The 13,458-nt window shown below is 32.0% G+C and carries 12 protein-coding genes; 10 read left to right on the forward strand and 2 right to left on the reverse strand.

Features of this window, described 5'->3' with window-relative positions; genetic code table 11:
- Positions 1-65 precede the first annotated feature (65 nt).
- From M2326_RS00600 to murI, 8 genes are all read left to right on the forward strand, one after another.
- A complete protein-coding gene (locus tag M2326_RS00600) occupies positions 66-722 on the forward strand; it encodes a CBS domain-containing protein (RefSeq protein WP_264617621.1) in 657 nt (218 codons plus the stop codon).
- Between the two features lie 52 nt (positions 723-774).
- Positions 775-1,659 (forward strand): NAD kinase, encoded by an 885-nt coding sequence (locus M2326_RS00605; RefSeq protein ID WP_264617622.1) that lies wholly within the window; start codon positions 775-777, stop codon positions 1,657-1,659.
- A 176-nt stretch (positions 1,660-1,835) separates the two neighbouring features.
- On the forward strand, positions 1,836-2,522 hold the full coding sequence (porG, locus tag M2326_RS00610) for a type IX secretion system protein PorG (RefSeq protein WP_264617623.1): 687 nt from the start codon (positions 1,836-1,838) through the stop codon (positions 2,520-2,522).
- A 4-nt stretch (positions 2,523-2,526) separates the two neighbouring features.
- Complete coding sequence (locus tag M2326_RS00615; protein ID WP_264617624.1) at positions 2,527-3,267, forward strand: isoprenyl transferase; 741 nt, start codon at positions 2,527-2,529, stop codon at positions 3,265-3,267.
- Positions 3,200-5,944, forward strand: a complete 2,745-nt coding sequence (gene bamA, locus M2326_RS00620; protein WP_264617625.1) for an outer membrane protein assembly factor BamA — start codon at positions 3,200-3,202, stop codon at positions 5,942-5,944. The genes M2326_RS00615 and bamA overlap by 68 nt, the downstream gene beginning before the upstream one ends.
- Positions 5,945-5,976: 32 nt before the next feature.
- Positions 5,977-7,182: an OmpH family outer membrane protein gene (locus tag M2326_RS00625; protein ID WP_319800817.1), complete on the forward strand. Its 1,206-nt coding sequence runs from the start codon at positions 5,977-5,979 to the stop codon at positions 7,180-7,182.
- Between the two features lie 25 nt (positions 7,183-7,207).
- Complete coding sequence (locus M2326_RS00630; RefSeq protein ID WP_264617626.1) at positions 7,208-7,708, forward strand: OmpH/Skp family outer membrane protein; 501 nt, start codon at positions 7,208-7,210, stop codon at positions 7,706-7,708.
- A gap of 215 nt (positions 7,709-7,923) precedes the next feature.
- Positions 7,924-8,700 (forward strand): glutamate racemase, encoded by a 777-nt coding sequence (gene murI, locus M2326_RS00635; protein WP_264617627.1) that lies wholly within the window; start codon positions 7,924-7,926, stop codon positions 8,698-8,700.
- Between the two features lies 1 nt (position 8,701).
- Here murI and M2326_RS00640 read toward each other — a convergent pair whose 3' ends face one another.
- Both M2326_RS00640 and M2326_RS00645 read right to left on the reverse strand, forming a co-directional pair.
- The gene (locus M2326_RS00640) at positions 8,702-9,937 is read right to left on the reverse strand and encodes a PorV/PorQ family protein (RefSeq protein WP_264617628.1); all 1,236 of its coding nucleotides are present in this window, start codon (positions 9,935-9,937) and stop codon (positions 8,702-8,704) included.
- Positions 9,938-11,260: a DUF4270 domain-containing protein gene (locus M2326_RS00645; RefSeq protein ID WP_264617629.1), complete on the reverse strand. Its 1,323-nt coding sequence runs from the start codon at positions 11,258-11,260 to the stop codon at positions 9,938-9,940.
- Positions 11,261-11,523: 263 nt separating this feature from the next.
- On the opposite strand from M2326_RS00645, the gene M2326_RS00650 reads away from it, so the two are divergent.
- Positions 11,524-12,333: a DUF6268 family outer membrane beta-barrel protein gene (locus tag M2326_RS00650; protein ID WP_264617630.1), complete on the forward strand. Its 810-nt coding sequence runs from the start codon at positions 11,524-11,526 to the stop codon at positions 12,331-12,333.
- A gap of 14 nt (positions 12,334-12,347) precedes the next feature.
- Positions 12,348-13,340, forward strand: coding sequence for a Kelch repeat-containing protein (locus tag M2326_RS00655; RefSeq protein ID WP_264617631.1), 993 nt, complete (start codon positions 12,348-12,350; stop codon positions 13,338-13,340).
- Positions 13,341-13,458: the final 118 nt, after the last annotated feature.

Raw genomic sequence — 13,458 nt, forward strand, 5'->3', positions numbered from 1 at the left:
AGTAAAAGGTAGGTGTTTTTGCCTTTTTTTGATTATTTTGCATAACATTAGAGGATTTATTTACCATGAATATTACAGACTACATAACAAACGACTACAAACCACTTGACTGTCAAGAGACTATTGACACCGTGAAGGATTTTTTTGCGGAATTGCATTTCTCACATTTTCCTATTGTGGAAGAAGGCGTATATATAGGAAGTATTGCTTCTGATGATCTTGAAACATTTGATAATGATAAAAAAGTAATTGATTATAAATACACGCTAGAAACATTTTTTACTAGATCGACAGCGATTTGGTTGGAAGTACTAGAAGTATTTGCGAAGAATCATAGTAATTTAATTCCGGTGCTTGACGAGGAGAATCGCTATGTGGGTTATTATGAGATTGAAGAAATCATGACCTTTTTTCATCAGACTCCATTTTTAAAAGAACCTGGACGCATCATTAAGATAAAAAAAGGAATTTTGGATTATTCAATGAGTCAAATTACACAAATTGTAGAGAGTAATAATGGTAAATTATTAGGTCTTTTCATCTCTGAATCTGAAGTGGATAGTGTAGAAATTACCCTGAAAATTAGTCTTGGAGCAATAAATGAAATCGTACAATCTTTTAGAAGATATAATTATGAAATTACCTCTGAACACATTGAAGACAATTATATCAATAATCTAAAAGAACGTTCAGATTATTTAGACAAATATTTAAACATATAAGTTTACAAAGTATCAAACTACTTTTAAAACACTTACAATCGATTCAAAAGCAATGAAAATAGCCATTTACGGTCAATATTATCAAGATAACACAGAGCCTATCATTTTGGAGATTTTGGAGTTTTTTACTAAAAACAAAGTCGAATTGGTAATGGAAGAGAAGTATCAAGAAATACTTCTAGAGCATAAAATTATCACTACTACATATCAAACTTTTGTTTCCCATGAGGATATAGACCCTAGCTACTATATGCTTGTGAGCATTGGTGGTGATGGTACTATTTTGAGGGCTGCAACTTACGTTAGAGATTCTGGGGTTCCAATTTTAGGAATTAATGCTGGAAGGCTAGGTTTTTTGGCAACCGTACAAAAGGAAAATATCAGCGAATTTTTACAAGTGGTTATTGACAAAAACCATACATTATCAAAAAGAACACTATTAAGTTTGACTTGCTTGCCCAAAAATGAAAGCTTGGAGGATATAAATTTTGCTATGAATGAAGTGTCGGTAAGCCGGAAAGATACAACATCGATGATAACAATCGATACTTACCTCAACGGGGAATACCTTAACTCCTATTGGGCAGATGGATTAATCATCTCAACACCTACTGGATCTACGGGGTATTCATTGAGCTGTGGAGGTCCAATTCTGACTCCAGACACTACAAGCCTAGTAATCACACCTATATCCCCACATAATTTAAACGCAAGACCACTTGTAATTCCGGATAATACTGAAATTCGTCTTAAAGTTTCTGGGAGAGAGGAAAACTATTTAGTATCATTAGATTCTAGAATTACCTCAGTTGGAAACGATTCAATTTTAAGTATCAAGAAAACACCTTTCCAAATCAACATGATTGAAATACCCGACGAGACGTTCCTAAAAACACTACGTTCTAAATTACTTTGGGGAGAAGACAAGCGCAACTAAAGCAAATTTATTTTAAAATAATCTATACGAATATGTATTATTTTTCGTTTTAATTGCATTATATCAGGATAAAATATTAATTAAAACGCCTAATAATCAAATACAAACATACATTTAACACAAACCATATTGTTTGGTAGTGATAATTATTATATTTGCAGGCTATTTCAAATAAAATGACATATAAAATCAGCTTATTTATTTGCTTATTACTGAGCACTTCATTGTATTCACAAATACATGAGGTAGGAGTTTTTTTGGGAGGAAGTAATTATATTGGAGATATCGGACCAACAACCTATATCGCACCAAATGAACCTGCATTAGGGATTTTGTACAAATGGAACAAGAGCCCAAGACATGCATATCGTATATCGTACACACAATCAAAGCTAGCTTCAAACGACTTAAATTCGAAAGAAGGCAGTCGCAATGTGAGAGGTTACAATTTTGAAAATAATATAAAAGAACTATCTTTAGGCCTTGAATTCAATTTTTTTGATTTCAATTTACATGAATTAGGCAATAAAACGACACCTTATGTTTATAGTGGTATAACCTATACGAGATATAGCAGTTTATATTTTAACACATCAGGTGAACAAGTTGATGATTCACGAAAAGGAACATTAGGGATTCCTATTATATTAGGAATAAAAACAAGATTAGGTCATATGTTTGTATTAGGATTAGAGGCAGGAGCACGATATACATTTGCAGACGACATCGACGGTAGCAAACCAGCAAACGCAAATCTAAGCGCACCGAGTTTTGGAAATATTAATAACAATGATTGGTATGTTTTTTCGGGGGTTACATTAACTTACACCTTTGGAGAAAAACCATGCTATTGCGCACAATAAAAAAATGAATCTACTAGAAAACATAGATAAAAACAGACTTCCTAGCCATATCGCCATTATTATGGATGGAAATGGTCGATGGGCAAAAAAACAAGGTTTTTTTCGTGCATTTGGACATGAAAGAGGAAGTGAATCTGTAAAAGAAATTATTCAAACCTGTTTTGAATTGGGAATACAAAACCTTACTCTATATACTTTTTCATCTGAAAACTGGAATAGACCAAAGCTTGAAGTAGATACTTTGATGAAAATTTTAGTAAAATCGCTAACTAAAGAATTAGTGTTGCTTGAAGAGAAAAAAATAAGATTGACAACCATTGGGAATTTTGACAAATTGCCTGACAATGCAAAAAAAGTTATCAAAGGAGTAGTCGATAGAACTAAGGACCACACCAAGATGACCTTAACACTAGCATTAAGCTATGGATCTAGGGAAGAACTAGTTGACGTAGTGAAAACCATAAGTGACAAAGTTAAAAATAATATAATTACAATTGACTCTATTGACGATTCAGTTATTAATGAGCATCTTTACACGCATGACTTACCAGATGTAGATTTATTAATTAGAACTAGCGGAGAACATCGCATCAGCAATTTTCTATTGTGGCAAATAGCCTATGCCGAATTATATTTTACTGATATACTATGGCCTGATTTTAAAGAACATGATTTATATGAGGCTATTATTAGTTATCAAAAAAGAGAACGAAGATTTGGAAAAACAAGTGAACAAATTAAATAAATTTTTAGTGTTGAACAACAGTATAAAAGCAGTATTAACCTTTTTATTTTTGGCAAGTTTTTCGCAAGTCAAAGCACAAAAGAGAGTTGATTTTGATAAGGGTGAAAAATACATCATCGCAAAAGTAGCTCTAACAAACAAAATAAGTTTTAACGACCAAACTGTAGTTACTTTTTCTGGATTAGAAAAAGGACAAACTATAACAGTACCCGGCGAAGAGATTAGTAGCGCCATCAAAAAGCTAGGTAAACTAGGCCTTTTTGATGAAATTTCGTTTTACATTAATAAAATTGAAGGCGACAGCATTTATTTAGACCTTGATATCAAAGAGCTACCTAAACTTAGTGAGGTAAAATTTGTAGGGGTAAAGAAAAATAAAGTTGATGCATTAATAAAAGACAATAGCCTTACACAAGGTAAAGTAGTAAATGAAAATTTGATCACTACAACCAAAAACTATATTGAAAACAAATATAAAAAAGACGGATATTTCAACACCAAAGTCAATATTAAAACGATTACTGATACCACAACAGTAAACCAAGTCAAAATGCTTGTAAATATTGATAAAGGTGAAAAAATAAAAATAAATAAAATTGACTTTATTGGTAATGATAAAATCTCTGACAAGACATTGAGAAAAGCCATGAAGAATACCAAGCAAAAAAATATTTTTCGTATTTTAAAAGCTTCAAAATTCATTAAATCAAAATACAAAGAGGATCTAGAAAAAGTAATTGCTTCATATAAAGAAAAAGGATATCGGGATGCCAGAATTGTATCTGATTCAGTTACCTATATCAAAGAGAAAAATGCTTTAGCGATTAAGATTAATATTGAGGAAGGAAACAAATATTACTTTGGAAATATTAAATTTCTTGGAAACACAGTCTACCCTGACAATTTTTTAAGCAGAATTATTGGTGTTAAAAAAGGAGAGACTTATAACGGTGTACTCTTAGAAAAAAGGATTGCTGATAAAACAAAACCTGATGGTGAAGATATTACTAATCTATACCAAAATAACGGGTATCTATTCTCTACTATCAATGCCGTAGAGGTAAAAACAGTTAATGATAGTATCGACTTTGAAATTAGAGTTACAGAAGGACCATTAGCTTATTTCAATAAAATTACTGTTGTTGGTAATGATAAGACAAATGACCGTGTAATCTATAGAGAATTAAGAACCAAACCAGGAGAAAAATACAGTAAAGAATTATTAGTTAGAACAATTCGTGAGATTGGTCAATTAGGATTTTTTGACCCTGAAGCCATTGATCCAAAATTTAAGAATGTTGATGCTAGCGCAGGAACTGTAGATATTGAATATAATTTAGTCGAAAAAGGATCTAGTCAGATTGAGCTTCAAGGTGGTTATGGTGGTGGTGGTTTTATTGGTACTTTAGGACTCTCTTTTAACAACTTTTCGGCCAGAAACATTGGTAATAAAGACGCATACAAACCACTTCCAATGGGAGATGGACAGAAAGTCTCATTACGCTTGCAAGCGAGTACTTACTTTCAAACGTATAGCTTATCCTTTTCTGAACCATGGTTTGGACAGAAAAAGCCCGTTCAGTTTAGCTCATCCTTATCATACAGTAAACAATTTTTAACCAACTTCCAATCTGCATCTGGAGTTGATAAGAGTAAAAGTTTTAACATATTGACTTTGTCTGTAGGTTTAGCAAAAAGACTTACAGTGCCAGATGATTTCTTCGTACTTTCACAAAGTATAAGTTACCAACATTATGATTTAAACAACTATAACACTGGATTATTTACTTTTGGTAACGGACAATCACGAAATCTAGCCTATACTATTGGTTTAACAAGAAACAATAAAGGAGTCAACCCTATTTTTCCAACTTATGGTTCAGAAGTAAGTATATCGGCTAAATTTACATTCCCATACTCATTGATAAATGGAATTAATTATAGTGGTCTTGGTGACTTGGAGGCTTATAAACTTAAAACTACGGCAAATGCCTATGATGCAAGTGGGAATTTAACAACTCCTGCTGGTACTTATTTGAGTTCAAATGGAACTGCAGTTTCAACTTATCAAGAAGCAGGAGCTGATGCTGCAAAAGTCGATCAAGAAAGATATAAATGGTTAGAATATTATAAAGTTAAATTTAAAGCAGATTGGTATACTAAAATTTACGGAAAATTAGTTTTAAGAACTTTAACCGAATTTGGATTCTTGGGTGCCTACAATCAATCTAGAGGAGTAATTCCTTTTGAACGTTTCTATGTTGGTGGAGACGGAATGGCCAATTATTCTATGGACGGTAGGGAAACTATTCAATTAAGAGGATACACTAATAACTCATTGACACCTATCATTACTGACAAGACAAGTAGTCGATTTGGACAGCAAATTGGAGGTACAATTTATAATAAATTCTCTATGGAGATGAGGTATCCAATCACTTTAAAATCGTCTGCATCAATATATGCACTTGGCTTTTTGGAAGCGGGAAATGCATTTGCTGATTTCAAAACCTATAATCCCTTTGATTTAAAAAGATCAGCTGGTATTGGATTACGTGTTTTCATGCCGGCATTTGGATTATTAGGGATTGATTTTGGTCATGGTTTTGATAATTCAACAGGGCAAACTCAAATAAGTGGATGGCAAACTCACTTTATCATTGGGCAACAATTTTAAAAAAGAACTTAACATTTCTAATATTATAAGATATGAGAAAACATTATCTAGCTTTAGTTTTAGTTTTAGTTAATCTATATACGATAAACGCTCAAACAAGAGGAACGAAAATAGGCTATATTGACATGGAGTATATTTTACAAAACGTCCCCAACTATACCGAAGCCAATGCACAACTAGAAATTAAAGCGCAAAAATGGAAACAAGAAATTGAAATCAAGAAAAATAACGTTAATAAAGCCAAGGAAGCATTAAATGCTGAAAAACCATTATTAACAAAAGGACTTATAGAAGAAAGAGAAACTGAAATAAAATTTCTTGAAAAAGAACTATTAGACCTACAACAGCTTCGTTTTGGACCAAACGGAAATTTAACGACACAAAAAACAGATTTAATAAAACCTATTCAAGATCAAGTTTTCACTGCCATACAAGATATAGCAGAACAACAGAAATACGATTTCATCTTTGACAAAACGTCTGACTTTACAATGATTTTTGCTGCTAAGCGATATGACATTAGTGATTTGGTATTGCGCATACTAAACCGATCTGACAAAAGAGAAAAGTTGTCAAAAAAACAACTAGAAGCTGAATTGGAAAGAGAAAAAAAACAAGATGCAGTTGATGTCAATCCTAACTTGGTGGAGAGACAAAATGCTCTGGAGGCTAGAAAAGCAGAAAGAGATAAAATTATAGAAGACAGAAGATTGGCTGCTGAACAGAAGAAAAAAGAAGCTGAGGACAAAAGGGCTAAATTAATAGCAGATAGAGAAGCGAAGGCAAATGGCACTACTTCTTCTTCTACAGCTGAATCTAATACTGAAAATGCAAAAGAAGATGCAAAAGCAAAAGCAGATGAAGCCCGTCAAAAGCAAATCGAAGCAAATGAAAAAGTATTAGCTGACAGAAAGAAATTGGTTGAAGACCGAAAAAGAGAATTAGAAGCAAAAAGAGCAAAAGTACTTGCAGAAAGAGAAGCTAGAAAAAATGGCACGGTTTCTGCCTCTCCTAAAGCAGAGGAGGTAAAAACAGAAATTAGCAAAACGGTAACCACTACTACAAAAGCTGTTGAAGAAGTGGAGACTATTAGCCCCGAAGATGCACGTGCAAAAGCACTTGAAGCCCGGGCAAAAATAATTGAAGAACGTAAAAAAGAATTAGAAGCTAGAAGAGAAAAAGCACTTCAAGTGAGAGATTCAATTAAAAGCGCAAGAGAATTACAATTAAAACAATAAATAATTACTTAATATTTAAAAACCGATGAAACAGATCAAAACTTTATTAATTGCTGCACTATTTATTTTCGGAGCAAGTCAAACAATGAACGCACAAGCAAAAACAGCTCACGTTGATGTAAGTGAAATCATGGCCAAAATGCCAGCAATGTTGGAAGCTCAAAAGCAATTAGAAAAATTAAGCAGTACTTATGATACTGATTACAAAAAAATGGTAGAAGAATACCAAGGAAAATTAAAAAAATACGAAGCAGAATCTGCTACTGTAACTGACGCAATAAACGGTGATCGTTCAAAAGAAGTTCAGGATATGCAAAAAAGAATTGTTGATTTTAGAGATAATGCTCAAAAAGAATTACAACAAAAAGAATCAGATATCGTAAAACCATTAATGGAAAAAGTAAGAGCTTCTATCCAAAAAGTTGGAAAAGCTAAAGGTTACCAATATGTACTTGACGGATCTACTTTATTACTTGCAGATGGTCCAAACATTACTGCTGACGTAAAAAAAGATTTAGGATTTTAAAAAACATCTTTTACATAACATTAAAAACGTTCTATTTCAATAATTGAGATAGAACGTTTTTTTTTGTAATACAATTTAGGAAAATCAAATAAGAGCGCTTAACTTTGCTTTCACTGTTCGCTTATTTAAGGAAGTAAAAGCTTATTATTATATGGACTAAATAGCTATTAACCTTATAATTTTTGATCATACAATATAAATTAGTTTAGTATTAAATGGACAATAATAAACCTATAGGCATATTTGATTCGGGAATTGGTGGTACCTCTATATGGAATGCTATTCACCATTTATTACCTAATGAAAAAACAATCTATCTAGCAGATAGTAGAAATGCTCCATATGGACAGAAATCTAAAGCTGAAATAATTGCTTTATGTATCAAGAATACAGATTATTTACTCCAAATGGACTGTAAATTAATTGTTGTTGCTTGCAACACCGCAACAACAAATGCTATCAAAGAATTACGTGAAAAATACAAAATCCCCTTCATAGGTATAGAACCTGCCATTAAACCAGCTGCATTAAGTTCTAAAACAAAAGTTATTGGCATTTTGGCTACTCAGGGCACTCTTACAAGTGACCTATTTAACAAAACAGCTGAGAAATTTCAAACTATAAAAATAATTGAACAGGTGGGGCACGGATTGGTTCAACTTATAGAGGCAGGCGACATCAATTCTCCAGAAATGGACGAACTACTTCACTCCTACCTTCAACCCATGATTACAGCAGGCATTGATTATCTAGTTCTAGGCTGCAGCCACTATCCCTATTTAATACCTCAAATACAGAAAATACTACCAGATCATATACATATTATTGATTCAGGGGAAGCAGTTGCTAGACAGACGCAAAATTTATTAAAAAAAGAAGTAGGATTCACCAACCAAATAGCATCGAAAAATCTTTTTTATACGAATACTAATCCTAAGGTTTTAAAAGAAATTGTGGGAAATAAACATGATGTTTTCGAAAAAAACTTTTAATCTACTCAAATTTTCTTTTCACAAACCAAATTGCGTCTAGACTTAAATTTAAAGATAGTTTATGGTAATTCTCTTTGATTAAACCATTCGTAACACTCCCCTTTTGCCCATAAGAATAAGAGATATTTAACATTGAAAACATATTGTCTAAAGGTAAAGAAACACCTATGGATAGTGAGGCATTTTTAACTTTTTTACTATCTACCTCCAAATAACCAGTATCATAATTAAGACCTGTCGAGTATTTAATACGGTCAAAATAAGATCTATTTTTATTAAATTTTTCAAAACTTAATCCTATTGAAAATTTATCTTGATTGGTAAAAACCCCATAAGAATCAGATTGATTAGTATCAGACCAGAAACTTTTATGATAATCAAAGGAAAAATTATAGTTGCTAGCAAAAATTTTACTAACCCCTAATCCTATTTCAACAGGCATAATATAATCATCAACATCTAGCGTTAGATCTGTTTCAATTATAGAAGACCCAGATACATCAGTTATGGAAATAGTACCTACCTTGGAGGCATTAATCTTTGTGGGTGATTTTATGGTAGCACCAATAGTAAAACTTGAATCTACAACATATTGAGACCCCAAAGTCATTCGAACACCTGAATAATTAGTTGTTTTTAAATTATTCAACAAAGAATTCTCTACTATATAATTTTCATCAACTGTAGTATTTCCAAATAAAACAGAACCTTCTACTCCCAATGAAAGTTTATTGTTCATTCTATAGCCATAGGACAAATCAAAATCATTTAATCCTCCTGTTCCCGTAGCGCTATAGGTATAAAACTCATTACTATCTTTCACTCCTAAAGATAGATTAGATATTTTATATGCACTACTAGAATATGGTTTTAAAGCCAAACTTATGCCTGTTTTTTTACTAATTGGAAAAGCAACAGCAATATGTGAAAATTGCATATTATTGCGAGACTCTTTGGTAGAAATATCTTGATAACTTGTAACAATAGCTTTCCCACCTACATCAAACAAAAAATGATTAAGATACATAAACCCTAAAGAAGCTGGATTAAGATTGTTTATAAACTTATTGGTAGGCAAAGCAATACCTGAAGAGCCTATTGCAGATATAGAACCAAAATTGGCATCGTATTCTGACCCTAAACCGAATAAGGAATATGGTGAGCTAGAAACACTTTGCGCAATACTTTTATTACTTATAATTAATAAAAACGCAATCAACATTATTTTAATTTTCATCTAATAAGAAATATAATAGAGTTTTAACTGTAATTTATTTTGGATACTTTTTTGATCTGCCACTACCAAACGATCAACACCCTTAGCTAAATTTGGTAACACTAAAATCAAAGACAATTTCTCGTCTGTAGCTTTAATTAATTCACTTTGTAGAAAAGTACCAACGGATAGATTATAACCAATTGTTTCATTAAACTCATCCTTTTTACCATTTAAGACAGCATATAAAGTAGCACCCGATGAGGAAGTAAGTGTGCGTTTGATTCTATTTAAGTTATCACAAACATAAACCTGCAAAGAATCTGGTAGTGGATAATTATCTGGATAGGTACCAGTGACTGGTTTAATTATTAACTGCGCATCTACAATTACCCCATTGGTATAAAGTCTTTTTAATTGTTTAATATTCGGAATATCAACTCGGCAAGCTACTCCAGTCCCAGATTGAATATATCCCCTATTTCCTGTAATGAGACTTGACAAAGCAAACTTAGAAGTAGGCAAGTCTTTAATTACTGTTCCACTTTTATCTAAAGTATAATTATTAAACTGCTTAGAACTATCATAAATTCCAAAACTAAGAACATATGACGTTTCACTTTCGGACAAGTTTTTCGAATAATACAAACGTAATTCACTGGACAAACTAAATCCTATAACAGATGACGAATTGGCTGCAATTGGTTTCACTACAAATCCTTTGAAATACTCAATAAATTCATCTGAATTGGTGATTTCATTACTTTTTATTTTTTGAAAAAGTGCTTTCCCAAAATCATTACTCAAAACAACACTAACCGAGTCTTGACTATTCGGCCTTGGTTTGTACGAAACTGTACCCAAACTTTCGGTATCATAAATCAAATTAGAATCATTATGAAATGTATCATCTTCCAAAGACGTCTTCACTTTTTCCTGTAATCGATGGATGCTAAAAGAATGAACCTGAGTTGTATCTCCATAATAATATCTATCCAATTTCATTACCATTCTAATAGAGTCAAAAACATAACTGCTTCCTTCAGTATCAGTAGTAATTGAGTTAATTGAGTAACTAGTACCCGTAAGTTGAAAATAACTATTGGCTTCCACTTTACCAAAAATAGGATCACTATAACTACCAACTGTTAATCGTAAATTATTTGAAGTAACAAGAGAATCTAGTTGAACCGTAGCCATATTTACTGCCAATGTATCTACCAATATGACATTATTATTAACCTGAAGATACTCTGAGCCTACAACAAAATTACCGGTATCAATATCTGAATCACAGGAAAACATAAGAATACTGAGAACAAATAGTAAGAATGCTTTGTGCATAAAAAGTTTTTTAACAAATATAAATGAGACACATTGACGACACCTAATAAGTTATACTAACGAACCTATTACCTCTATCAAACCCTTCAATAATACTATAATCTTAAAACTAGGAACTCTTATTCATTTAACTTGCTGAATTGCCATTTTGTCTATGAAAAATGGCATTCTATATATATTCTTTTTTTAAAAATAATTATACATCTATTTTTGAACCAATATCAGAATTTATGACAAAACAGACTTTTATAAACATTCTATTTATGCTAGTAACATCTTATATCTCGGCACAAAATAGTTATATAATAGGTGTTAGTTTAAATACTCAGTCGACCACAAATTTTGATAAAAACGAGAATACTATTAATATCACTACTGCAAACCAAACAAGTTCTACTATAACTATAAAAAATACTTTAGAGTACCAGAATACAACATTAAACTATAAAAAAAACAACTTTACCCGTTTAAACCAACTGAATAACTTAAAAAGAGTTGCTTACAATTTTGAATTAGAATATCAATTATATTCAAAAGTAAAGTTAGTAGCTAACGTAAATCCATTTATTGGGTTTAAAACTGATTTAAAATTTTCGAATATCGATTTATTAGGAGGAATAGCAGTTGAATACCTTTTTAACCCAAATCAACATTTAATTTTGGGTATCGAAAGGAATACTTTCTTTGGTGAAATAAAAATAGTTCCAACGGTAACATTTCATCATCAAGTGAATCAAAAATTATATTATGATGTTGGTTTCCCATCAACCAAAGTATCATATTCGAATAATACCAGAAATCAATTTCGTCTTATAACTTCTCTGAAAGGAAATAGCTACATCCTATATGAACCAAGATTATTTGATACTGTAATTAGCAAATCAGAAGTACAGTTTTCAACCTTAAGTTCCTTAGTAGAATTTGAAAGAAACATAGATTCTAACTGGTTTCTAAGCTTTCAAGGTGGATATGAAAATAATAAAAAATTTGAGGTAATAGGCACTACCACTTCACAGAACTTTAATAATACTCAAGGATATAAACTATCATTAGGCATTAAATACAAACTTTAAAACAATTAATAATTATGACTATTTTTAGAAAAAATTTTCTTTTAACAACGCTTTTAATAAGCATTACTTTTATCAGTTGTAGTTCAGATGATGCGACAGAATTGCTGGGTAACTGGACAAAAATGTCATCCTTTGATGGACCAGCACGATCCAATGCCACAAGTTTTGTAATAGGTGATTTTGCATATGTTACAACAGGATACACAGGGGATGAATACCTTAATGATTTATGGGCTTATAATTCAACTGGAGATTATTGGGAACAGAAGGCTGCTTTTACTGGACCCGCCAGAAGTGCAGCATCTGCTTTTGCAATGGATCTTAAAGGATATGTTGGACTAGGATATGATGGTACGAATAAACTGAAAGATTTTTATCAATACGATCCAATTGCAAATAGTTGGACTCAAAAAGCTGACTTTGGTGGATCTGCTCGTTACTCAGCAGTTGGTTTTCAAGTGAGTGGAAAAGCTTATTTCGGAACAGGATATGACGGAAATTATTTAAAAGATTTCTACCAATACAACTCTACTACTGACAGTTGGACACTAGTAAGTGGATTTGGAGGAAATAAAAGAAGAAATGCTACCGTGTTTGTAATTGATGATAAAGCATACTTAGGAACTGGTGTAAATAGCGGTGTAAATCAAACCGATTTTTGGGTATTTGACCCAAATACAGAAGCATGGACTAAGAAAAGAGATTTAGATGATGATGAAGATGACCATGATACGTACTTAATAACTCGATCAAATGCTGTTGCTTTTTCTATGAATGGATTAGGATATATCGCTTGTGGTGAATATTCCAAGACCATTTGGGAATATAACCCTACAACCGATCTTTGGAACGAAAAAACAGCTTTAGAAGGATCTGCAAGAACAGATGCTATAGGTTTCGCTATCAACCAAAGAGGTTTTGTTCTTCTTGGAAAGTCTGGAACATCCTATTTTGATGATGCTTGGGAGTTCAAACCTTTAGAAGAACAGTCTGATGATGATAATTAATAGTATTACAAATTGCTTCTGGAATAAAAATCAGAAGCAATTTGGATTATTCCCCAAACTTAATTACCTCCTATTTTTGGCTATTTGCATCAGTTTCACCTCTTGCAATCAACAACCA

Origin of the sequence: Flavobacterium psychraerolatum (assembly GCF_025960985.1) — a bacterium.
Taxonomy (GTDB): Bacteria; Bacteroidota; Bacteroidia; order Flavobacteriales; family Flavobacteriaceae; genus Flavobacterium.